A 22,408-nucleotide genomic window follows, 5' to 3' on the forward strand; every position below is an offset into this window, starting at 1 on the left:
GAGGAAGAGAAGACTGTGACGGACGAAGAGAACCTTACGGGCGAGGCCGGCGACGGCGCTGGCTTCGGCATCCACGGCAGGATCGATCAGGTCGACCTGCAGTCGGAGATGCAGCGGTCGTACCTCGACTACGCGATGAGCGTCATCATCGGCCGCGCGCTGCCCGAGGTCCGCGACGGCCTCAAGCCGGTGCACCGCCGCGTGATCTACGCGATGTTCGACGGCGGCTACCGACCGGACAAGGCGTTCTCGAAGTGCGCGCGCGTGGTCGGCGACGTGATGGGCCAGTTCCACCCGCACGGCGACTCGGCGATCTACGACGCCCTGGTGCGCCTGGTGCAGCCGTGGAGCCTCCGGTACCCCCTCGCCCTCGGCCAGGGCAACTTCGGTTCGCCGGGCAACGACGGCGCGGCGGCGCCCCGATACACCGAGACGAAGATGGCTCCGCTCGCCCTCGAGATGGTCCGCGACATCGACGAGGAGACCGTCGACTTCCAGGACAACTACGACGGACGGACGCAGGAGCCGGCCGTGCTGCCGAGCCGCTTCCCCAACCTGCTGGTCAACGGCTCGGTCGGTATCGCGGTCGGCATGGCGACCAACATCCCCCCGCACAACCTCCGCGAGGTCGCCGACGGCGCGCTGTGGCACCTGGCGCACCCCGAAGCGTCGCGCGAGGAGCTCCTCGAAGAGCTGATCAAGCGGATCAAGGGCCCGGACTTCCCGACCGGAGCGCAGATCCTCGGCGTCAAGGGCATCCAGGACACCTACCGGACGGGTCGTGGTTCCATCACGATGCGCGCCGTGGTCAACATCGAGGAGATCCAGGGCCGGGTCTGCCTCGTCGTCACCGAACTGCCGTACCAGGTGAACCCCGACAACCTCGCGATCAAGATCGCCGAGCTCGTCAAGGACGGCCGCATCGGTGGCATCGCCGACATCCGCGACGAGACCTCGGGCCGTACCGGTCAGCGACTGGTGATCGTGCTCAAGCGCGACGCCGTCGCGAAGGTCGTGCTGAACAACCTCTACAAGCACACGCAGCTGCAGGAGAACTTCGGCGCGAACATGCTCGCGATCGTCGACAACGTGCCGCGCACGCTCGCCCTCGACGGCTTCATCACCGCGTGGGTCGACCACCAGGTCGAGGTCATCGTCCGCCGCACCCGGTACCGGTTGCGTAAGGCCGAGGAACGCGCACACATCCTGCGCGGCTACCTGAAGGCTCTGGATGCTCTGGACGACGTCATCGCCCTCATCCGCCGGTCGCCCACGGTCGACGATGCTCGGACCGGCCTCATGGAGCTGCTCGAGGTCGATCAGGTGCAGGCCGACGCGATCCTCGCGATGCAGCTGCGCCGGCTGGCCGCCCTCGAGCGCCAGAAGATCATCGACGAGCACGACGAGATCGAGCGCGAGATCGAGGACTACAAGGCGATCCTCGCCGACCCGGTGCGTCAGCGGACCATCATCAGCGAGGAGCTGACCGAGATCGTCGACCGCTTCGGCGACGACCGGCGCACCGAGATCATGTTCGGTTTCGATGGCGACATGAGCATGGAAGACCTCATCCCCGAAGAGGAGATGGTGGTCACGGTCACGCGCGGCGGTTACATCAAGCGCACCCGCAGCGATAATTACCGCAGCCAGCACCGCGGCGGCAAGGGAGTGAAGGGCGCCCAGCTGCGCGGCGAGGATGTGGTCGACCACTTCTTCGTCACCACGACGCATCACTGGCTGCTGTTCTTCACGAACAAGGGACGCGTGTACCGCGCCAAGACGTATGAGGTGCAGGAAGCCGGCCGCGATGCCAAGGGCCAGCACGTCGCCAACCTCCTCGCCATGCAGCCGGATGAGGAGATCGCCGAGATCCTCGACATCCGCGACTACCAGGCGGCCAAGTACCTCGTGCTGGCCACCCGCGACGGCCTGATCAAGAAGACCGCGCTCGACGAGTACGACACGAACCGCTCCGGCGGCATCATCGCGATCAAGCTGCGTGAAGATGACGAGGTCGTCTCGGCGCTGCTGGTCGAAGAGGATTCCGATCTGCTGCTCGTATCGCGCAAGGGGATGTCCATCCGCTTTACCGCGTCGGACGAGGCACTGCGCCCGATGGGTCGCTCGACCTCCGGCGTCATCGGAATGCACTTCCGGGGCGAGGACCGACTGCTGGACGCCTCCGTCGTCTCCGACGAGGGTTACGTGTTCGTCGTCACCGAGGGCGGCTATGCGAAGCGCACCGCCGCCGACCAGTACCGCCTGCAGAATCGCGGTGGTCTGGGCATCAAGGTGGCCAAGCTGAGCGACGATCGAGGTGACCTCGTCGGCGCCCTGATCGTCGGTGAGGACGACGAGGTCCTTGTGGTTCTTGCCAGCGGCAAGGTGGTACGCTCTGCCGTGGCCGAGGTACCTGCCAAGGGCCGCGACACCATGGGTGTCGTCTTTGCACGTTTCGCCGAGTCGGACAAGATCATCGCACTGGCGAAGAACACCGAACGTGACCTCGAATCCTCCAGCCTCGCGGAGGATGAGGAGAACGTCGGGAAGGAAGAAACCGTAGATGAGCAGTAGCGTCGCCGAGAAGCTCGCCAAGAAGTCGTCCCGACGACCCGCATCCGCCAAGCAGGTGCGGCTCAAGCTGGTCTATGTCGACTTCTGGTCCACCGTGAAGTTGTCGTTCCTCGCGGGCATCTGCCTGGCGATCATCGCGGTCGTCGGCACGTTCCTGATCTGGACCGTGCTCGATCGCACCGGCATCTTCGACCAGGTGAACAGCCTGTTCAAGGACATCTCGGGCGCCGGGGGAAGCGACCTCCGGTCCATCCTGGGCCTCGGACAGGTCATGGGATTCTCGCTGATCGTCGCCATCCTCGACATCGTCGTGGTCACCGCGCTGGGCGCCGTTTTCGCGCTGCTCTACAACCTCTCCGTGAAGATCACAGGCGGCCTTCTCGTCGGTTTCACCAACAACTGACGATTTCGCAATGCTCGGGCAGATCGGGTAGTCTCGTATCTGCCCATTCGGGGATATAGCTCAGGCGGTTAGAGCGCTTCGCTGATAACGAAGAGGTCCGAGGTTCAAGTCCTCGTATCCCCACCATCCCTTCACTCGGGGCCTTAGCTCAGTTGGTAGAGCGCCTGCTTTGCAAGCAGGATGTCAGGAGTTCGAATCTCCTAGGCTCCACCCTTTTCCTCCACCGGCGGCACGATCGGCCGCGCCGGAAACGGGCTCGAGTACGAGACGCTGGTCGTCACGCTTCCCAGAGTCCCCACCGTGCCGCTGATCTGTTCCAGATGGCGCATGGATGTGGCCACGACCTTGAGGATGAAACAGTCGTCGCCGGTGACGTGGTGCGCCTCCACCACTTCCGGGATCCCCTCCAGCAGATCGTGCAGCGGCTTGTACTGGCTGCTCGGATACCGCAGCCGCAGGTATGCCAGGATGCCGTAGCCGAGCCGGTCGGGGTCGATCACCGCACGGTACCCGGTGATGACTCCGGCCACCTCGAGGCGTCGCACCCGCTCGGCTACCGCACTGTGCGACATGTGGACCGTGCGCGCCAGCTCGGCGATCGACTGGCGACCGTCGCGCTGCAGCTCGGTGAGCAGCTGCCGGTCGGTGCTGTCGACGACGAATGGGAAAGTTACGGCCATGAGCGGATTCTGCCATGATTCCGACGGCCCGCTGCCTCAAACGCCCTCAATCATCTCTTCAACGAGCCGGACTGATTTTCTAGTCTCGAACCATGACGACACAGACCTCTACGACAGGGACCTCGGCGGCCGCCCGCCACTTCGCCGACAAGTTGCGCTTCGAGACCGATCCTTCCGATGTGAAGGCCGCGCTGGATGCCGGCGAACCCTTCGTCCTGGTCGACAGCCGCGGCGACGCGGCATGGCGACAGGGTCGAGCCGCAGGCGCCATCCACCTTCCGACCGCCGACATCACTGAGCGCGCACACGCCACCATCCCGCTTGACCGCCCCGTGGTGGTGTACTGCTGGGGTCCTGGATGCAACGGATCCACCCGCGCGGCCCTCGCCTTCAGCCTGCTCGGGTACGAAGTGAAGGAGATGATCGGCGGGTTCGAGTATTGGGCGCGGGAGGGCCTGCCGGTGGTCGACGACTCCGGATTGCGGGAGCGTGCGGTCGACCCGCTGACCGCTCCGGTCGGCGCGATCGACTGCGCCTGCTGAGTCGCTACTTGAGTAGCCGGGAGAGCACTCGGTCGGCGAGCGGTTTGCCTCCCGTCTGGCAGGTGGGGCAGTACTGAAACGTCGAATCGTGGAAGATCACCTGCCGGATGGTGTCGCCACAGACCGGACACGGCTGGCCGGTGCGCCCGTGGACGCGAAGGTTCGACTTCTTCTCGCTCTTGAGCTCTGAGGCGGCCAGCCCATCGGCTCGGGCCAGCGCATCCCGGAGCGTCGACTGCATCGCGTCGTAGAGGCGGGCGACGTCCGCCGCGGGCATGTTCGCCGGTTTGTACGGGGACATCTTGGCGACGTGCAGGATCTCGTCGGAGTACGCGTTGCCGATCCCGGCGATGACGGACTGACTGCGCAGGACCCCCTTGATCTGCGCCCGGCCCTGACCCGCCAGGATGGAGGCGAAAGCCTCCTCGGTGAACCCGGCATCGAGCGGATCGGGGCCGAGGCGGGCGATGCCCGGAACATCGGCCGGGTCGTGCACGACGTAGATCGCGAGGCTCTTCTTGGTCCCTGCCTCGGTGATGTCGAGCCCCGAACCGTCGTCGAGCACCAGGCGAGCGGCAAGAGGTCCTTTGCCCAGCCGTCCGTTGGGCGGAGGCGGGGGAGTGTCACGCCAGCGGATCCAGCCCGCTCTCGCCAGGTGCACCACCACGTGGAGGTCGCCGGCGCTGATGTCGAGGAATTTTCCGTGGCGGGTGACGCCGGCGATCGTCAGCCCGCGGAGCGCATCCACCGGAGGATCGAAGGTCTTCAGGGCCGAGAACGCCACGATACTGAGGCGCTCGATGACACGACTCTTCAGCCGGCCATCGAGGTCGGCGGCGAGAGCGGTGACTTCCGGAAGTTCGGGCATCACCCCCTAGTGTGCCCCCGACGTCCGACATCCGCACGAGGACTTCCACAGGGCCATCCGCAGTAGGGTGAGGCGGTGGACATCAGAGTGGCTGGGTACGCAGTCATCACAGACGGCGACCGCATCCTGCTGGCTCACTGGAATGAGAGCGGACGCTCCGGGTGGACCCTGCCCGGCGGCGGCATCGACCCCGGCGAGGATCCGGTCGATGCGGTGGTCCGCGAGATCGCCGAAGAGACCGGTTATGTCGGCGAGGCGGCCGAATTGCTCGGGATCGACTCCAAGGTCATCCCGGCCGAGCACAGATTCGTACCTGACGCGGGGCCGCTGCACGCGCTGAGGATCGTCTATCGCGCCACGGTGGTCGGCGGCACGCTCGCGAACGAACTCGAGGGCACCACCGATGAGGCTGCCTGGTTCCCGCTTGCAAACATCCCGAAGCGCCGCGTCGAACTCGTCGACATCGCGCTCAGGATGGCCGGACTGGCGGACTAGGCCGTGACGGGTCGCTGCTGTTCGCCCGGGATGATGATCCACATCACCACGTAGGCGATGAACTGCGGGCCGGGCAGCAGGCAGGACAGCAGGAACAGGATGCGTACCGTCCACGGCTTCAGCCCGAACCGTTGAGCGAGCCCGGCGCAGACACCGGCGATGATGCGACCGTCACGGGGACGTAGGAGAGTGTTCATGCTCACCAGCGTCTCAGCGCCCGCGCGGCCGCACCATCGGGGTAACCCCCGAAAAGACCCCGAGAGTTACGGCAGGGGGTCGGCCGGAGAGGTGGCCGGCGTCGTCGGCGTCGTGGGCTCTTCGTCGGCCACCCACAGCTCGTCATCGGCGCGGAAGGTCTGCCAGACGGCGTAGAGCAGTCCGACGGCGGCGATGATGCCGAGCCCGATGGCGATGACACCACCGGCGCCTGGACCGGACTTCTGCTTCGCGACCGGCGCCTTCTTCGTCAGCTCCTTGGTCGCCTTCTTGAAGTCGCCCGCGAACGCTGCCGAACGAGCCGCACGGGCGTGGTCGACCACCGACAGTGCGGTGCCGACGACCGTGCCCACGGCCGGGATGACATCGCCGACCACGCGCTCACGCGCCTGGCCCGCATAGCGGCCGGCAGTCGCCTTGGCCGTCTGGGCGGCCGGACGGACGTACTGGTCGTAGCCGTCCCGGACGCGGGGGCCGAGTTCCTCACGCGTGTAGTAGGCCGCCTGCTTGCGGGCCTCAGCAGCGAGGGCGTTGGCGTTCGCCAGCACATCCTGCTGTTGGGTCCACAGGTCCTCGGCTCCGCTGCGCAGTCGCTTGAGCTCCTTCTGGCGCTTGCGTGTCAGGCTCATCTGTTCCTCCGTTGCATCGGGGTGACGACGACTCCATCTTGCCACCGAAAGGGCTGGGGATGGCCCGAGAGCTCTCGAGACCACCGAAGTTCCTTATACGCGCTGTGCAAGAATTGGTGCCATGTCTAAGCACACCGCTGTCGCCACGCTCCACACTAACTACGGAGACATCAAGGTCAACCTCTTCGGCAACCATGCGCCGAAGACGGTCAGGAACTTCGTCGGGCTGGCGACGGGCGAGATCGAGTGGACGCACCCCGCCACGGGCGAGAAGACGAACGCTCCTCTCTACAACGGTGTCGTCTTCCACCGCATCATCCCCGGCTTCATGATCCAGGGCGGCGACCCGCTCGGTCAGGGCGTCGGCGGACCGGGCTACCAGTTCGACGACGAGATCAACCCGGAGCTCGACTTCACGCAGCCGTACATCCTCGCGATGGCGAACGCCGGAATCCAGGGCGGTCGCGGCACGAACGGCTCGCAGTTCTTCATCACTGTCGGGCCGACCACCTGGCTCCAGGGCAAGCACACGATCTTCGGCGAGGTCGCCGACGACGCATCGCGCAAGATCGTCGACAAGCTGGCCGAGCTCCCGACGGACGCCCGTGACCGGCCTCTCGACGACGTCGTTATCGAGTCCATCGACATCGAGCAGGTCTGAGAAAAGGACGGGCGAGCACGCAACATGACTCAGCCCGTCGACGCCCGCGCGAACTACTGTTACCGTCACCCCGATCGCGAGAGCTATGTGCTCTGTCAGCGGTGCGGGCGGACGATCTGCGGTGACTGTCAGACTCCGGCTGCGGTCGGAGTCATTTGTCCCGAGTGCATGGCGCAGCAGCGCGCGACACATCCCCGGACCAAACCGGCCTGGCTGACGCGGTTCACCGGGTCGGGCGCCCCGGTCGTGACGTACGCGATCATCGGCGTTTGCGTCTTGGTGTTCATCGTCCAGACGCTGGGCGATCTGCTCGGCCTGCAGGTCACGAACGCCCTGCGCTACGCGGGTGCCTACTCGTATCCGGCGGCGATCTCCGGGGCGTTCGAACCGTGGCGCATGATCACGAGCATCTTCGCGCACGCCAACATCCTGCACCTGCTGCTCAACATGTACACGCTGTGGGTTTTCGGTTCCGCGCTCGAACCGCTGCTCGGTCGTGCCCGCTATCTGGCCTTATTCCTCATCAGTGGATTCGCCGGTTCGCTCGGCGTGCTCCTCATCGCGTCGCCCGTGGTGCCGGTCGTCGGTGCGTCGGGTGCGATCTTCGGTCTCTTCGGTGCGTTCTTCATCATCCAGCGACGACTCGGGGGCAGTGCGACCCAGATGCTGGTGCTGCTGGCGATCAACCTCGGCATCGGCTTCCTGCCGGGATTCAACATCGCCTGGCAGGCGCACGTCGGAGGCCTGGTCGGCGGCCTGCTGGTGGGGCTGATCTTTGTCGAGACCCGTCAGCCGCAGCGCCGCCGCTGGCAGCTGCCGTTGGTGGTGTTGCTGTGCGTGATCTTCGTTGTGCTCAGCCTCATCCACTTCTTCGTGTAGCTCCCCCTGAGTTCCCCACAGCGGGTGGATAAAGTTATCCACAGGCTTATTAACACTGTGGGGAATTACACGCCTGTAACTCTCCACAGGCTTATTAACACTGGGGAAACCGCGCGCGAACGCGCGGCAACTGCTCACAGGGTGCCTGTGGAGAGCTGTGGAAAACACGAAACCCGAGCCGGCAGCTGCCGACCCGGGTCTGTGTATCGAGCGGAGGGGCGTTACCGCCAGCGCGTCGTCATGAGGAAGCCGACGAACGCGATGCCGAAGCCCACGAGGATGTTCCAGGCGCCGAGGGCGGGGATGGGGTACTGGTTCTGGCTCACGTAGAAGACGATGATCCAGATCAGTCCGAGCAGCATGAAGCCGAACATGATGGGCTTGAACCACACCGGGTTCGGCGCCTCTTCTCCCGAGGCCGCGATGCTGCGCTCGGCGCGGGCGGGTCGCTCGGGTTTCGTCTTCGACTTGCTACGTGCCATAGCACCACAGTGTAGCGGTGAAGGCCCCGAGGTTCCTGACGCCCCCGAACGGGGGAGGGCCTGTGGACAGCCGTGTCGTTTCACAGCGTGCGTCCCTAGAATCTGCACCATGACCACGCCCAGAGCCCGCACCCGACGGCCCCATCGCCGTACCTCGGTGCTCGGTGTCCTGGGCGAGCTGCTGATCACCGCCGGCGTCCTCGTCCTGCTCTTCCTCGGCTGGCAGATCTGGTGGAACAACCTCGTCACTTCGGGGCAGCAGTCCAGTGCGGCTGCGCAGCAGAGCCAGAAGTGGATCGACGACGCCCTGAAGGCGCCGAAGCCCGCGCCGGACACGACGACCGCACAGGTCGATCCGCCCGTAATCGCGAAGCCCGCGCCCTATGAGGCCTTCGCCGTCCTCTACATCCCGAGACTCGGCCCGGACTGGAAGCGCACGATCCGGCAAACCGTCGACACGGAGCGCGTCCTCAACAGCTATACGGCCGGAGTGGGTCACTACATCGACACGCAGCTGCCGGGTCAGGTCGGCAACTTCGCCGTCGCCGGCCACGACTCCGGATGGGGCAACACGTTCATCGACCTGTCGAAGCTGCATATCGGCGACCGGATCTATGTGCAGACGAAGGACGGCTGGTACACGTACACGTTCCGCAACTTCGAGTTCGTGCAGCCCTCGGCCGTGGGAGTGCTGCTGCCGGTTCCGCGTCACCCGGGTGCTCAGCCGGTCGAGCGGCTGATGACGATCACCACCTGCAACCCACCTTTCCATGCCGGTGAGCGACTGATCGCGTACAACGCCTTCCAATCGTTCGCGCCACCGCAGGATGTTCCGAGTGAGATCGCCGCCGCGGTCGGGCAGGGAGGCTGACCGTGTACGGAGCGTTGTGGCGTGTCCTGCCCGGGCCATGGTGGGTGCGCCTCCTTATCGTCCTGCTGCTGGTGGTCGTCGTGCTCTTCGCCCTGGTGACCTGGGTGTTCCCCTGGGTGGATTCACTCCTCGGGCCGCAGGAAGGTACCGTGGGTACGTGACCCGCGTACTCGTCATCGACAACTACGACAGCTTCGTCTACACACTGAACGGCTACCTGCGCGAGCTCGGTGCCGAAACCGACGTGGTGCGAAACGACGACGTCGAGCGTGCGGACCTGCCGGCCAAACTGGCGGAGTACGACGCCGTGCTCGTCTCCCCGGGTCCGGGCAAGCCTTCCAACGCCGGGGTATCCATCCCGGCCGTGGAGCAGGCGCTCCGCACAGGACAGCCGCTGCTCGGCGTGTGCCTGGGCCACCAAGCAATCGCGGAAGCCTTCGGCGGGGTGGTCACGAACGCGGAAGAGCTCATGCACGGCAAGACGTCGCAGGTCACCCACGACGACAGCCCGCTCTTCGACGGGGTGGCGCAGCCGTTCACCGCGACGCGGTACCACTCGCTGGCCGTGGTCGATGGCACGATGCCGGACGATCTCACCGTGACGGCGCGGACCTCCGGCGGCGTCATCATGGCGTTACAGCACCGCGATGCCCCCATCTACGGCGTCCAGTTCCACCCGGAGTCGGTGTTGACCGAGGGCGGTTACCGGATGCTCGGAAATTGGCTCGAGGTCGCCGGGCTGGCGGGAGCCGCCGAGGCGGCGCGCTCGCTCAATCCGCTGGTCAAGCTGGGCTGAGGCCGGCCAGCCGGAACAGTACGTCAGCGGGACAGTACGTCAGCCGGAGCAGTACGTCAGATCGACGGCTGTCCCCTGCGGTACGTCCCCCGGGGCCACCGACTGGGTGTGCACCATCGTCGCGCCCTTGTCCTGCGGGCAGGACGGATCCGGCTTCGGATTCCCGGTGAGGCCCAGTTGCGTCAAGATGCCCGTGGCCGCCTGAATGGTCTGCCCGGTGAGATCGGTCAGAGTCACCTTGCCGCTCGAGACGTGGAGGCCGATGGCATCCCCCTCGTGTGCGGACGCGTTCGGGGCCGGGTCCGTCGTGATGACGACGTTCGCGGGGACACTCGGCGAGTTCTCCGAGGTGGTCGGACCCACGGTGAGCCCCGCCTGTTGCAGGGCTTGGGTGGCCGCATCCACTGTCATGTTGTGTACATCCGGCACCGAAACCGTCTTCTTGCCGGTGGAGACGTAGACCGTGATCGTGTCGCCGGTGGCGACCACGATGCCCGCTCCGGGATCCGTGCGGATCACCTGTCCCTGTGCGTAGGTCGGACTCGACTCCGTGGTCTGCACCCACTTCAGCTTCATGTCGTCGAGCTGCGCGGTGGCCTTATCGAGCACCTGGCCCGACAGGTTGGGCACCTTGTGGGAGGTGTCGGGCATCGTCGTGCTCGGGGCGAGCCGCAGGACCCAGGCGAGCACAGCCACGATGACGACCGCCATGATCGCGATGCCGGCCCAGATCCAGATGACGGGTGGGCGCCGCTGCGTCCGCGTCATCGTCTGATCCTCGGCGAGCTGGCGGAAGGCCGCCTCGGGCCCGGACACGGAGCTCGGCGGTGCACCGAACAGCGTCTCGGCGAGCTCGTCCTCATGCTTGCGCTTGGGCACGCGCCCGGCCGCAGCCTCTTCGAGGTCGGCACGGAACTCGGCCACCGTCTGGTAGCGCTCGAACCGGTCCTTCGTCATGGCGCGGGCGACGACGACATCCATCGCGGGCGAGACCTTGGGATTGACCGTGCTGGGAGCGACAGCCGTTTCGCTGACGTGCTGGTACGCGATGGCGACCGGGGTGTCGCCGCGGAACGGCGGCCGGCCGGTGAGCATCTCAAAGAGCACGACGCCGGTCGAGTAGAGGTCGGTGCGGGCATCGACTGACTCGCCCTTCGCCTGCTCCGGCGAGAAGTAGCTGGCGGTGCCGAGCACCGCGGTGGTCTGGGCGACCGTGGCGGACGAGTCGCTGATGGCGCGGGCGATCCCGAAGTCCATCACCTTGACCTGGCCGGCCTTGGTGATCATGACGTTGCCCGGCTTGATGTCGCGGTGCACGACGCCGGCGCGATGTGAGTACTCGAGCGCGGTGAGGATGCCCTCGATGATCCGCACCGCCTCCGTGACCTCCAGAGGGCCCTTCTTGATGAGGTCTTTCAGAAGGACGCCGTCGACGTGCTCCATGATGATGAAGGGGAGCTGCGCCTCGTGACCGTCCGGCTCGCGCACCGTCTCTTCGCCGGCGTCGAAGACGCGCACGATGGTCGGGTGCGTCATCCGGGCGGCGGCCTGCGCCTCCTGACGGAAGCGGGTGCGGAACGCGGGGTCGGTCGCCAGTGACGGCTTCAGCAGCTTGATGGCGACGGTGCGCCCCAGCCGGGTGTCGGTGCCGCGGTGAACATCGGACATTCCGCCTCGACCGATGAGTTCGCCCACCTGATATCGGCCTGCGAGCAGGCGGCTATCTGGGCTCAATGCGGACTCCTTCTCGGTGCTGACTCCGGTTAGTGTAGCGGGGCGATTCTGGATAATTCCCCGGTTGTGTTCGCTGCCGGTCTCAGCCGTTGCCGCCGCCGCCGCCTCCGTTGCCTCCGCCGGCACCGGGCGCGGGTGTCGACGTCGAGGAGACCACCTGGTAGGCGAGGGCGGGCGACTGGCCGGACTCGACCGACTCACCGCAGAAGATCGTGTACGTCAGCTGGTAGGTGCCCGGGGCGCTCGGCGACCACACCATCTTGGTGTCGTTGACCGGGGTCTGCGGCTGGCCGTTGATGTACAGCCGTCGGCCGACCAGGTTCTGCCCCGCGGGGCAGGTCGCGGAACCGAAACTCACGTTGATCTGCGAGTTCGGGGTGCCCTGACCCGACGCGGGCGTCGCCGAGACCGTGTCGGTGGGGGTCGGGATGGGCGCCACCGGACCGTAGACCTTCACGGAGACCGTCGATCCCTTCGGCACCGGTCCCGTCGGATTCACCGAGTAGACCTTGTTGGCCTGATCCTGGGTCGTCGCGGCGTTTCCCTGCGAGACGTCGGCGACCATCCCGACCTGCTGCAGCTTGTCGCGGGCCTGGTCGGCGGTGAGGCCGAGGAAGTCGCTCTCAGTGATCTGCACGGTGTTGCTGGTCGGTGTGGGCGACGGCTTGGGGGAGGTGGGGGTGGACTGCGTCTGCGACGGCGACGGCGAGGAGCTGGGCGCAGCCTTGGGCTGCACCACCAGCGTGATGATCGTGCCGATCAGCACCAGCGCGAGAAGGGCGATGAGGGCGATCAGAGGCCAGGTCCAACGGCTGCGCTTGCGCTCCTCCACCGGGGCCGCATCCTCGTCGAGGACGGGCGCGACGGCCGTAGCAGGGAGCACGGTCGTCGCCTGCGTGGGCTGGGCCGCCGGCGACTGCATGAGCACCGTGGCCGCGTCCGTCGCCGCCGCGGCGCCGAGGATGGCGGGAACAGCTGCTGCGGCGGCGCGGAGATCACCGCGTCGCAGAGCCTGCGCGGCACGCGCCAGGTGGGCGGCGGAGGCCGGACGGTCGGCGGGGTTCTTGGCGATGCACGCGAAGACGAGGTTGCGCACCGGCTCCGCGACGGTCGCCGGAAGCTCCGGCGGCGCCTCGTTGATCTGGGCCATCGCGATCGCGACCTGCGACTCGCCGGTGAAGGGCCGACGGCCGGCCAGGCACTCGTACGCCACGATCCCGAGCGAGTAGATGTCCGTGGTCGGCGACGCGGGGTGGCCGGAGGCCTGCTCGGGCGAGAGGTACTGCACCGTGCCCATGACCTGGCCGGTCGCGGTCAGCGGCACCTGGTCGGCGATGCGGGCGATGCCGAAGTCGGTGATCTTGACGCGGCCGTCCGGCGTGATCAGCAGGTTGCCCGGCTTGATGTCGCGGTGGACGAGACCGGCCGCGTGCGCGGCGTGCAGAGCCGAGGCGGTCTGCGCGACGATGTCGAGGGTGCGGTCGGTGCTGAGGACGTGCTCCCGCTCCAGGATGCTCGACAGCGCCTCACCGGGAACGAGCTCCATGACCAGGAAGGCGCTGCCGTCCTCCTCGCCGTAGTCGTAGACGTTCGCGATGCCTTCGTGGTTCACGAGTGCGGCGTGACGGGCCTCCGCACGGAACCGCTCGAGGAAGCCCGGGTCGCCGAGGTACTCGTCCTTCAGGATCTTGATGGCGACGGTACGACCGATGACGAGGTCAGTGGCCTGCCACACCTCGCCCATGCCGCCGATCGCGATCCGCGACTGCAGCTCGTATCGTCCCCCGAAGGTGAGCCCTGCTGTGGGTCTCATTTATTCAGCACCGCCTCTAGTACTTTCCTCGCGATCGGAGCAGCGATGGAGTTACCCGTGCCGCTCTGACCCTGTCCACCGCCATTTTCGACAACAACCGCCACAGCGAACTCCGGGTCGTTCGCCGGCGCGAAACCGGTGAACCACAGCGTGTAGGGATCGTCATTCCCGTTCTGCGCCGTGCCCGTCTTACCGCCGACCTGAACCCCACCTATTCTTGCATTGCTCGCCACGCCGTGATCGACGCCGTCCACCATCATCTGCTTGATGGTGTCGGCGTTCGCCTGGCTCAGCGGGCGGGAGAACTCCTTGGCCTGGAAGGCCTCGACGGTCTGCAGGTCGGCGGACCGGATGGAGTCGACCAGGTTGGGCGTCATGAGCGTGCCGCCGTTGGCGATCGCTGCGGAGACCATCGCCATCTGGAGCGGAGTCGCACGGTCGTCCTTCTGCCCGAACGAGCCGAGCGCACGCTCCGCGGCAACCGGGTAGAGCGGGTAGACGCTCTTCTCGACCGGGATCGGGATGCTCAGCGGCTGGTTGAAGCCGAACTTGTCGGCCTGATCCTTGATGACCTCGGGCTTCAGCTGCATCCCGAGCTCGGCGAACGGGATGTTGCATGACAGGATCTGCGCGGTCGCGATCGACACCGTCGCCCCAGGGCCGCAGGTCGTCAGCGAGTCGTTCTTCACGACGGTGGGGGAGCCGGGCAGCGGGAGCGAGGCCGGGTTGGGCAGCTGGCTGTCCTTCGTGTACTGACCGGTGCCGAACGCCGTGGCGCTCATGACCGGCTTGAACGTCGATCCGGGCGGATTGAGGTCACCGCCGATGGCACGGTTGATGAGCGGGTCGCCCGGAGCGTCGAGAAGCTGCTGGTACGTGGAGTCGACGGCCTTGCCATCGTGCCCGGCCAGCGTGTTGGGGTCATAGTTCGGCTTCGACACCATGGCCAGGATCTTGCCGGTCTTCGGCTGCAGGAGGACGACGGCGCCCTGCTCGTCGCCGAGCGCATCCCACGCCGCCTGCTGCGCCACCGGGTCGATGGTCGTCTCGACCGTGGCACCCTGGGGGCTCTTGCCGGTGAGGACGGCGTTGATGCGGTCGAAGAACTGCGAGTTGGATGAGCCGCTCAGCTTGGCGTTGAGGGCTCCCTCAAGCCCGGTCGGCTCGCCATTGATCGGGAAGAACCCGGTGACGGCGGAGTAGAGGGGGCCGTTGCTGTAGACGCGCTGCCACTTGTAGACGTCCTGCGACGGCACCGACTGGGCGATCGGCTGTCCTGCGACGAGGATCGCGCCGCGCTGAGCCTGGTAGCTGTCATTCAGTGCACGGGTGTTGCGGGCATCCGCGTTGAGCGAATCAACCTGGAACACCTGCAGGATCGTCGTGGACACCAGGAGCGCCAGGAACATGGCGAGCACGATCGTGCTCACGCGTTTGATCTCACGGTTCATGTCAGCTCACCACCAGCCGGGGTTGATTGCGGACGGTGTCGGACAGTCGCAGCAGCAGCGCCACGATGATCCAGTTGGCGACAAGCGACGAGCCGCCCGCCGCCAGGAACGGGGTGGTGAGGCCGGTGAGCGGGATGACGCGAGTGACACCACCGATGACGATGAAGCACTGCAGAGCCACAGTGAACGACAGTCCGACCGCGAGGAGCTTGCCGAAGTCGTCCTGGCCGGCGAAGCCGATGCGGAGGCCGCGCGCGACGAAGATGAGGTACAGCGCGAACACGGCGAACAGGCCGGCCAGTCCCAGCTCTTCGCCGATGCTCGCGATGATGTAGTCGCTCTGCGAGATCGGGGTGATCCACGGCTGGCCCTGGCCGAGCCCGGTACCGATCAGCCCGCCGTGCGCCAGGCCGAAGAGCCCCTGGACGAGCTGGTAGCTGCCGCCGAGCTCCGCGTCGTAGCGGCCCTGAGTGAACGGAGTCAGCCAGTTGGCGAAGCGGTCGTGGACGTAGGGGAGCACTTGGCTGGCTATCACCGCGCCGCCAACCACGAGCAGGACCCCGAGAACCACCCAGCTGATGCGCGATGTGGCGACATAGAGCATGACGAGGAACAGGCCGAAGATCAGGAGACCGGTGCCGAGGTCGCGCTGGAAGACGATGACGGCCATCGACAGCAGCCACACGATCAGGATGGGTCCCAGATCGCGGGCGCGCGGGAAGCGTATCCCCAGGATCTTCTTACCCACCATGGAGAGGGAGTCGCGCGCCTGCACCAGGTAACCGGCGAAGAAGATGGCGAGGCACAGCTTGGCGATCTCGCCCGGCTGGAAGCTGAACGGCCCGATCCCGATCCACACGCGGGCGCCGTTGATCTCGCGGCCGATGCCCGGGAGCATCGGAAGCAGCAGCAGGATCAGCGCCGCGAACCCGAACAGGTAGGTGTAGCGCTGCAGGATGCGGTGGTTGCGGATGAGCACCACGACGAGGATCGCGCAGATGATCGCGATGGCGCTCCACACGATCTGCTTGACGCCGGCGCTGTCCCAGCCCGCGTCCTTGTAGTGGATGTCGATGCGGTAGATCTCGGCGATGCCGATGCCGGTGAGCAGCGTGGCGATCGGGAGGAGGAACGGGTCGGCCTGCGGGGCGACGAAGCGCAAGGCGATGTGCATGCCGAGCACGAGGGCGGAGAGACCGGCGCCGAGGTAGACGAGCGTGAGGTCGACGTGGCCGAGCGCGCCGAGCTGCACCAGCACGACCGCGGCTGCGTTGATCCCGCACGCGATGATCAGGAGGAAGAGTTCGCGGTTGCGCAGCTTGGCAGGCAGGCGCAGCCGTTTCACCGGCCCGGTGGCGGTCCGGGGCGGCTTCGGCTGCTCGCGCGTGCCGGTTCTACTGTCTGCCGGCATCGCTCAACTGCTCCACGATCGTCTTCGCCGCCTGAAGGTTGTCGGCGTTGATGGTCTGCTCCACCTGCTGTTTGTCGTACGCGGGGAGGTCGTCCACTTTGACGTCCGAGTCCTGGTAGAGGTGCGAGAGGCCGATCGGTCCGATGCCCTGCTGCACGCCCTGGTAGATGGCCACATGGCCCTGGGGCGACATCCCGACGTAGTAGCGGGATTGCGTCCACTGGTAGCCGAAGAAGATGGCCAGGACGATCGCGATCACCAGCGCGATGAAACCGATCAGCCAGGTGAGGCGTCGCCGGCGGACGCGGCGGGCATCTTCCTCGATCAGCTCGTCGAGGTAGTCCTCGGACTGCGGCTCGAAGTGGGTAGGACCGGTGGCGGGCCGGATGGGATGCAATCGCAGGCCAGGCAGGCGCGCGGCGCGCGTGGTCGGCTTTGGCTCAGAGCCGAACTGCAGGGGCGAGGCGGCGGACCCGACCGTGATCGGCTCCTTCAGGACGTCGCCGCGAGCGGTGTCCGCGATGTCGACGATCACGGCCGTCACGTTGTCCGGCGCTCCGGCGTCGAGGCTGAGCTTCAGCAGGCGGTCGGCTACCTGCTTCGGGCCGTCCTTGGATGCGAGGGCCGCCAGCATGTCGTCGTGCTTCACCACGCCGCTCAGGCCGTCCGAGCAGATCAGCCAGCGGTCGCCGGGGCGGGTGTCCAGCGTCCAGGTGTCGATCTCGGGGGACGCATCCACGTCGCCCAGCACCCGCATCAGCACCGAGCGGCGAGGATGGACCATCGCCTCCTCCTCGGTGATGCGGCCGCTGTCGACGAGACGCTGCACGAAGGTGTGGTCGGTGGTGACCTGCTTGAGCTCGCCGTCGCGGAACAGGTAGATGCGGGAGTCGCCGATGTGGGCGAAGGCGATCTGGTCACCGACGCGCACCATTGCGCTCACGGTCGTGCCCATCCCGGTCAGCTCGGAATGCTCGAACACCGTCTCGGCCAGCAGCGAGTTGGCGGCGATGAGCGCAGACTGCAGGGCGAACTCGGCCTCCGCGGCGGACTCGTACTGGTGGTCTGCCTCGCGGATGCGCGTCACGGCGATCGCGGAGGCGACGTCGCCGCCAGCGTGGCCGCCCATCCCGTCGGCGACCACGAACAGATCACGCCCCGCGTAGCCGGAGTCCTGGTTGTTCGAGCGGATCTTCCCGACATGGGAGATGGCCGCCGCCTTATTCGCCGCCACGGATTACCGTCGCAGCTCGAACGTCGTCGTGCCGATCTTGATCGGCGTGTCGAGCGGGACCTGGGTCGGGACGGTGACACGGCGGCCGTCGAGGAACGTGCCGTTGGTCGAGTCGAGATCCTGGATCATCCACTCGTCGTTCCAGAGGAGCAGGCGGGCATGGTGGGTGGAGGTGTAGTCGTCGCGGATGACCAAGTTGGACTCGCCGGAGCGGCCGATGGTGATCGGGTCGCGGCCGAGGGGGAGCTCCGTGCCGGCCCGTGCGCCGGAGGTGATGACCAGACGGCGGGCGCTCTGAACGCTGGCGTTGGTGTGGCCGCCTGCGCGGTTGGCACCCGAGGGGAGGGTGGAGACGGGGGCCGCCTTCATGACGGGCTCGGTCGGGCCCGCGGGGGCGATGCCTCCGGGGACCGGCGCAGGCGCTGGGGCTGCGGCGCTCGCCGCAGCGGGGAACGGCGACGCGGCTGCCTGCGACTCGGGCAGCTTGCGGACGCGCTGGCCGAACAGGTCGGTGCGGAGCGCGTAGACGATCCCGAAGACGAACAGCCACAGCACGAGGAGGAAGCCGAACCGCAGCACCAGCAGGGTCAGCTCGCTCGGGTTCACGAGGGACTCCAGAAGCCGCCGGCATCATGACGGCGGGTGGCGTCATCCACTCGGCCGCGCGGGGCTGATGGAGCCGCCTGGGGGAGGACACGGAAGACGATGCGGGTGCGGCCGAGGGTGACGACGGATTCCGGCTCCAGGATCGCCTTGCGCAGCGGCTCGCCATCCAGTTTCGTGCCGTTGGTGGAGCCGAGGTCTTCGACCTGGGCCCGGTGGCCGTCCCACGTGATCATCACGTGCCGGCGGGAGATGCCCGTGTCGTCGACCGTGATGTCGGCGTCGGCGCCGCGACCGACGACCGTGCGCGAGTGTGTGAGCGGGTAGTGCGTGCCGTTGATGTCGAGCACCGGAGTCCAGGCGACATCGCCCTTCACGTTCTCGGACTCGACCTCCAGCATCCCGACGGAGAGTTCGGTGCTCTCTTCGAGATCGATCGAGATCCCGCCCGCGAACTGGTAGTGCTGGGCCGCCGCGTGCTTCTGGACGAAGTCGATCAGCTCGTCGGTGAGGGCAGCGCCCATCGACCGCATCCGCGTGTAGTCGGCCGTCGCCATGCGGAGCACGAAGCGGTTCGGCGCCAGCACGCGGTCGCGCGCGACGACGGCTGCCTTGGTGTCGAGTTCTTTGCGGAGCGCGCTGGTGAGCTCGACCGGCTGCAGCCCGGAACGGAAGGTCTTCGCGAACGCGCCATTGACGGCGCGCTCGAGCCCCCGCTCGAAGTTGTCCAGAATGCCCACAGTCTCCCGCTTCCGGCTCGATGACTACATGCATGTTAGTCGGAACCCTGGGAAAGCCACTGGCTATCCGGTGAAGATCAGCCCTCCGGGGGATGTCCCGATTGGTGGACGATCCGGGCTCCGTGTTAGAGTTCCTGGGTTCGCGCGAGTGGCGGAATTGGCAGACGCGCTGGCTTCAGGTGCCAGTGCCCGCAAGGGCGTGGGGGTTCAAGTCCCCCCTCGCGCACGACGAACAGACAAGCGGCTGAGTCCCGGTTTTCCGGGGTTCAGCCGCTTTTGTGTTTAACGGCCGCGGTGCACGACGAGCATCTTCGACTCACTCTGCAACGGAAAGCGGCGTCATGAACGTTTGGAATACCTGTCCTTATTAATAACGGCCGATTGGCCATAAGGACCACTGTTCGCGGTTTGCGCCTGACCTAGCCCCGGGTGCTGCCTCGCGACACGAGTTGCTCACTGAGGACCCGAAATGAATCGAACCAGCACGGCACTGCCGTCGGAAATGAACATCCCGATGCGGGGCGGTGTTCCGCGGTGATGGTCTCGTACAGAGCTCTGCGAACTCGCCGTTGGCGTCTTGCCGCGCTGTCGGCCGGATTCCTGGCGCTAGGCGCCCTGGTGGGCACGTCCGTGTTGCCCCAGTACTTCTCCAACGCCTCAACGACCGGCGTGTCGACGGTCTACAAGACGGCGACGAACACGGTCAACGGTTCGGTGGCGGCGTCCTCCGATGCGCCGGGCGGTGCCAAGACAGGCACAGCCAAACCGGGCGACACGCTGAAGTGGGTGGCGAACTACCAGAACAACACCAGCGCGCCCGCGTCGGTCGATCTGAAGGATGTGCTGACCACCGCCGGGGCGTATGTTCCCGGCTCACTGCAATTGCCGCCCAATCAGGATGCGGTGGGGACCTTGTCGCCGCAGTACTCGACCGACGGGGGATCGAACTGGGTGGCAGGAACGCCCCCGGCGAACGCGAACGGCGTGGGATTCCGCGGGACCCTGGTGCCGCAGGGCACGCAGCAGTTGTCGGTCAAGATTCCCAGCCCGGTGTCGCAGACGGTGAGCAACGCGGGTGGGGATGGCTACAACGCAGTCGTCTCCGCGGACGGCCTGCGCGTGTACGCGGTGTTCCACCACGACGCGTCCCAGCAGACGTTGTTCTGCGCGGTCATCACGACCGGCGGCGTCTGCCCGGGATGGCCAGCGAACAACACGTACGTGTCCACCACCACCGGTGCTGGAATCGGTACCGGTGCGTACAGCGCGCAGACGGCCAACGACAATGGCACTTTCCTCTACGGAAACACGCTGTTGTGGCAGGTGCAGTTGAGTACCGCCGTGGCTGGGCGCTATCCGGTCGGCATCATGTGCCTGGACCTGTCCACACTGAAGAGCTGCGGATTCACGCAGTTGAGTACGGTCACCAATCCGGGATACCTGATCGGCGGTTCGGGGATCCCGCTCAGCGGGACCAACATCTTCGACTTCGTCGATGGCGACAACCAGATGCTGTGCTTCGATGCCGCTACCCGTACCTCGTGCGGCAATACCCCCCTCGATGCGGGAGGGCCGGCGATCTATGCGCCACAGGGCGTCACGTTGGGCGGTTACTTCTTCGCACAGGGCCGCCCTGCCAATTCGACCACTCAGAAGTTGTACTGCGTCAAACCCGGTCCTGCGGTGTGTCCCGGCTTCCCCAAGGTCGCCTCGGATGACGGAGCGTTCACGCAACAGGGGTCGCCTGTCCCGATCCTCAGCACGACGGGTGCGGTCACGGGCGTCTGCTTGATCGCCAACAGCCAGCGAGCCGCGCCGTACGGATGCTGGGAACTGGCCACGGGCGCGGCAGTCGCGAACCCGTACACCGACCCCAGATTCGGAGTGACCGCGGGTCTGTCGGGCGACTCCTTCACCTTCGGCACGAAGGTGTACATGCCGTATGCGACCAACAGTGTCGGCTGTTATGACTTCGCCATCGGGGCCGCGTGCGCGGGTTTCACGCCCCCCTCGAACGCCAAGAACTATGCGGTGCGTTCGGCGAGCTCCGTGGCGCCGAATTGCCTGGTCGCGGACGGGGACGGGCACCAGATCAAGTTCTTCAACGCCATCACCGGCGGCGGATGCCTGGGCGTCTCCGGGCCGACCTCGATGACAGTGACGCCGCTGACCTCGTACTGCGGTTCGGGTGCGGCCGGGTTCATCGGGTGGGGCGCGTTGTCGATTCCCGGGCTGGTCGCGGGGACGTACACCAACTCGAGCGTGACATTGAAGGATCAGAACAACGCAGTCATCACCGGGTTTAACGGGGTCAGCCTGGCGGCCGGAGGCACATTGTCGCTGGCGTCGATCCCCAAGACGGTGACATCCATCACCGCCGCAGTGACCGTCAACGGGATCAACGACCCGACCGGCGTGATGAACGCGCAGATCAAGGTCACCTGGTCCGGTGCGCCGCCAGAGATGTGCTTTCAGACGACCGCCCCACCGGTGGCGTGCAACGACGTGGCGCTGACCCTCTCGAACGTCGTGAACGCGGTGACGACATCGGCCGCGGGGAGCGATGCGCCGGGTGGAAACTCATCCGGTCCTGTGAAGTTCGCCGTGCAAGCCGCGGCGTCGCAGTGTTCATTGACGATCACAAAGACGTCGGCTGTGCAGTCGGCTCGGCCCGGTGACAAGGTCACGTACTCGATCCACGTGCAGAACACGGGGACTCAGGTGTACAAGTTCGCTTCGCTCACGGACGACCTGTCGGATGTTCTGAAGGATGCCGTCTACAACAACGACGGTGCTTCGGACGGGGGTCCGGTCACGTACGCGGCGCCGGTGCTGTCGTGGGCGTCGGATCCGCGCGGGATCGCTCCCGCCACTGGGGTTCTGATCACGTATTCGGTGACCGTGAAGAGCCCGGATACGGGCGATCACTCGATGAAGAACACGGTGGTGTCCGCATCTCCCGGGAACAATTGCGCCTCGGAGTCGGTGGATCCGTTGTGTGTGGTGACGGTGCCGGTTGCGGTCTCCGATGTGCTGTGGCACAAGGTGGACGCCACGGCTGCGAAGAACGTCCTCACGGGTGCGGAGTGGAGTTTCACGCCCGTGGATGGGGCGGGCAAGCCGACCGGGGCATCGGTTGCAGTGACGGATTGTGTGGCTGCGTCCGCGGCATCCTGCACGGGTGCGGATATCGACCCGTTGGGCGGGCTGTTCCGCCTGACGAACCTTGGTCCGGGCACGTACCAGTTGGTGGAGACCCGTGCTCCGGTCGGCTTCAGGCTGAACCCGACACCGATCGCGATCACTGTCGCGACGGCCACGGTCAC

22 protein-coding genes and 3 tRNA genes are annotated in these 22,408 nt (G+C 66.4%); 13 read left to right on the forward strand and 12 right to left on the reverse strand.

All coding sequences use genetic code 11. The annotated features are described in order from the left end of the window. Positions 1–15: 15 nt before the first annotated feature. The 4 genes from gyrA to AB4Z18_RS18685 all read left to right on the forward strand — a co-directional run bounded on the left by gyrA (position 16) and on the right by AB4Z18_RS18685 (position 3,187). The gene (gyrA, locus tag AB4Z18_RS18670; protein WP_441784261.1) at positions 16–2,574 is read left to right on the forward strand and encodes a DNA gyrase subunit A; all 2,559 of its coding nucleotides are present in this window, start codon (positions 16–18) and stop codon (positions 2,572–2,574) included. Beyond that, the gene (locus AB4Z18_RS18675; protein WP_441784262.1) at positions 2,564–2,977 is read left to right on the forward strand and encodes a DUF3566 domain-containing protein; all 414 of its coding nucleotides are present in this window, start codon (positions 2,564–2,566) and stop codon (positions 2,975–2,977) included. The genes gyrA and AB4Z18_RS18675 overlap by 11 nt, the downstream gene beginning before the upstream one ends. A gap of 49 nt (positions 2,978–3,026) precedes the next feature. Next, a tRNA-Ile gene (locus AB4Z18_RS18680) sits at positions 3,027–3,103 on the forward strand. Between the two features lie 11 nt (positions 3,104–3,114). Continuing rightward, positions 3,115–3,187 (forward strand) — tRNA-Ala (locus AB4Z18_RS18685). Here the strand turns inward: AB4Z18_RS18685 and AB4Z18_RS18690 are convergent. Then, positions 3,178–3,657 carry an Lrp/AsnC family transcriptional regulator gene (locus AB4Z18_RS18690; protein WP_441784263.1) on the reverse strand — a complete coding sequence of 160 codons (480 nt, stop codon included), beginning with the start codon at positions 3,655–3,657 and terminating at the stop codon, positions 3,178–3,180. The two genes, AB4Z18_RS18685 and AB4Z18_RS18690, sit on opposite strands and share 10 nt — an antisense overlap. A 92-nt stretch (positions 3,658–3,749) precedes the next feature. Here AB4Z18_RS18690 and AB4Z18_RS18695 point away from each other — a divergent pair, with 92 nt between their 5' ends. After that, entirely contained in the window at positions 3,750–4,199 is a 450-nt protein-coding gene (locus AB4Z18_RS18695) for a rhodanese-like domain-containing protein (RefSeq protein WP_441784264.1), read from the forward strand. A gap of 4 nt (positions 4,200–4,203) precedes the next feature. On the opposite strand, the gene AB4Z18_RS18700 is transcribed toward AB4Z18_RS18695, so the two are convergent. Further along, positions 4,204–5,067, reverse strand: coding sequence for an Fpg/Nei family DNA glycosylase (locus tag AB4Z18_RS18700; RefSeq protein WP_441784265.1), 864 nt, complete (start codon positions 5,065–5,067; stop codon positions 4,204–4,206). 75 nt (positions 5,068–5,142) lie between these two features. Between AB4Z18_RS18700 and AB4Z18_RS18705 the strand changes: the two genes are divergently transcribed. Beyond that, a complete protein-coding gene (locus AB4Z18_RS18705) occupies positions 5,143–5,562 on the forward strand; it encodes an NUDIX hydrolase (protein WP_441784266.1) in 420 nt (139 codons plus the stop codon). On the opposite strand, the gene AB4Z18_RS18710 is transcribed toward AB4Z18_RS18705, so the two are convergent. Together AB4Z18_RS18710 and AB4Z18_RS18715 are read right to left on the reverse strand one after the other, a co-directional pair. Continuing rightward, complete coding sequence (locus AB4Z18_RS18710; RefSeq protein ID WP_441784267.1) at positions 5,559–5,759, reverse strand: PspC domain-containing protein; 201 nt, start codon at positions 5,757–5,759, stop codon at positions 5,559–5,561. The two genes, AB4Z18_RS18705 and AB4Z18_RS18710, sit on opposite strands and share 4 nt — an antisense overlap. Before the next feature lie 66 nt (positions 5,760–5,825). After that, the gene (locus AB4Z18_RS18715; RefSeq protein ID WP_441784268.1) at positions 5,826–6,407 is read right to left on the reverse strand and encodes a hypothetical protein; all 582 of its coding nucleotides are present in this window, start codon (positions 6,405–6,407) and stop codon (positions 5,826–5,828) included. A gap of 121 nt (positions 6,408–6,528) precedes the next feature. Here AB4Z18_RS18715 and AB4Z18_RS18720 point away from each other — a divergent pair, with 121 nt between their 5' ends. Next, positions 6,529–7,068, forward strand: coding sequence for a peptidylprolyl isomerase (locus tag AB4Z18_RS18720; RefSeq protein WP_441784269.1), 540 nt, complete (start codon positions 6,529–6,531; stop codon positions 7,066–7,068). A gap of 168 nt (positions 7,069–7,236) precedes the next feature. Beyond that, a complete protein-coding gene (locus tag AB4Z18_RS18725) occupies positions 7,237–7,947 on the forward strand; it encodes a rhomboid family intramembrane serine protease (protein WP_441784270.1) in 711 nt (236 codons plus the stop codon). A 221-nt stretch (positions 7,948–8,168) separates the two neighbouring features. On the opposite strand, the gene AB4Z18_RS18730 is transcribed toward AB4Z18_RS18725, so the two are convergent. Further along, positions 8,169–8,429 (reverse strand): cell division protein CrgA, encoded by a 261-nt coding sequence (locus tag AB4Z18_RS18730; RefSeq protein ID WP_441784271.1) that lies wholly within the window; start codon positions 8,427–8,429, stop codon positions 8,169–8,171. A gap of 109 nt (positions 8,430–8,538) precedes the next feature. On the opposite strand from AB4Z18_RS18730, the gene AB4Z18_RS18735 reads away from it, so the two are divergent. The 3 genes from AB4Z18_RS18735 to AB4Z18_RS18745 are packed head-to-tail and all read left to right on the forward strand — an operon-like array spanning position 8,539 to position 10,096. Beyond that, positions 8,539–9,300 carry a class E sortase gene (locus AB4Z18_RS18735; protein WP_441784272.1) on the forward strand — a complete coding sequence of 254 codons (762 nt, stop codon included), beginning with the start codon at positions 8,539–8,541 and terminating at the stop codon, positions 9,298–9,300. A gap of 2 nt (positions 9,301–9,302) precedes the next feature. Beyond that, on the forward strand, positions 9,303–9,461 hold the full coding sequence (locus tag AB4Z18_RS18740; RefSeq protein ID WP_441784273.1) for a hypothetical protein: 159 nt from the start codon (positions 9,303–9,305) through the stop codon (positions 9,459–9,461). Beyond that, positions 9,458–10,096 carry an anthranilate synthase component II gene (locus tag AB4Z18_RS18745; protein ID WP_441784274.1) on the forward strand — a complete coding sequence of 213 codons (639 nt, stop codon included), beginning with the start codon at positions 9,458–9,460 and terminating at the stop codon, positions 10,094–10,096. Before AB4Z18_RS18740 ends, AB4Z18_RS18745 begins: the two co-directional genes overlap by 4 nt. Before the next feature lie 39 nt (positions 10,097–10,135). On the opposite strand, the gene pknB is transcribed toward AB4Z18_RS18745, so the two are convergent. The 7 genes from pknB to AB4Z18_RS18780 all read right to left on the reverse strand — a co-directional run bounded on the left by pknB (position 10,136) and on the right by AB4Z18_RS18780 (position 19,082). Further along, entirely contained in the window at positions 10,136–11,830 is a 1,695-nt protein-coding gene (gene pknB / locus AB4Z18_RS18750; RefSeq protein WP_441784275.1) for a Stk1 family PASTA domain-containing Ser/Thr kinase, read from the reverse strand. A gap of 82 nt (positions 11,831–11,912) precedes the next feature. Continuing rightward, positions 11,913–13,643, reverse strand: a complete 1,731-nt coding sequence (locus tag AB4Z18_RS18755) for a serine/threonine protein kinase (protein ID WP_441784276.1) — start codon at positions 13,641–13,643, stop codon at positions 11,913–11,915. Further along, positions 13,640–15,094, reverse strand: coding sequence for a peptidoglycan D,D-transpeptidase FtsI family protein (locus AB4Z18_RS18760; protein WP_441784277.1), 1,455 nt, complete (start codon positions 15,092–15,094; stop codon positions 13,640–13,642). Before AB4Z18_RS18760 ends, AB4Z18_RS18755 begins: the two co-directional genes overlap by 4 nt. A gap of 1 nt (position 15,095) precedes the next feature. After that, positions 15,096–16,505, reverse strand: coding sequence for an FtsW/RodA/SpoVE family cell cycle protein (locus AB4Z18_RS18765; protein ID WP_441784278.1), 1,410 nt, complete (start codon positions 16,503–16,505; stop codon positions 15,096–15,098). Continuing rightward, positions 16,489–17,739 (reverse strand): PP2C family protein-serine/threonine phosphatase, encoded by a 1,251-nt coding sequence (locus tag AB4Z18_RS18770; RefSeq protein ID WP_441784279.1) that lies wholly within the window; start codon positions 17,737–17,739, stop codon positions 16,489–16,491. The genes AB4Z18_RS18765 and AB4Z18_RS18770 overlap by 17 nt, the downstream gene beginning before the upstream one ends. Positions 17,740–17,742: 3 nt before the next feature. Beyond that, positions 17,743–18,345 carry an FHA domain-containing protein FhaB/FipA gene (locus AB4Z18_RS18775; RefSeq protein WP_441784280.1) on the reverse strand — a complete coding sequence of 201 codons (603 nt, stop codon included), beginning with the start codon at positions 18,343–18,345 and terminating at the stop codon, positions 17,743–17,745. Beyond that, positions 18,342–19,082: an FhaA domain-containing protein gene (locus AB4Z18_RS18780; RefSeq protein ID WP_441784281.1), complete on the reverse strand. Its 741-nt coding sequence runs from the start codon at positions 19,080–19,082 to the stop codon at positions 18,342–18,344. The genes AB4Z18_RS18775 and AB4Z18_RS18780 overlap by 4 nt, the downstream gene beginning before the upstream one ends. Positions 19,083–19,224: 142 nt before the next feature. Here AB4Z18_RS18780 and AB4Z18_RS18785 point away from each other — a divergent pair. After that, a tRNA-Leu gene (locus tag AB4Z18_RS18785) sits at positions 19,225–19,308 on the forward strand. Positions 19,309–19,700: 392 nt separating this feature from the next. Then, on the forward strand, positions 19,701–22,408 hold a 2,708-nt coding region (locus AB4Z18_RS18790; protein ID WP_441784282.1), incomplete at its 3' end, for a DUF7927 domain-containing protein.

This window comes from Leifsonia sp. 2TAF2, assembly GCF_052115085.1.
GTDB lineage: Bacteria > Actinomycetota > Actinomycetes > Actinomycetales > Microbacteriaceae > Leifsonia.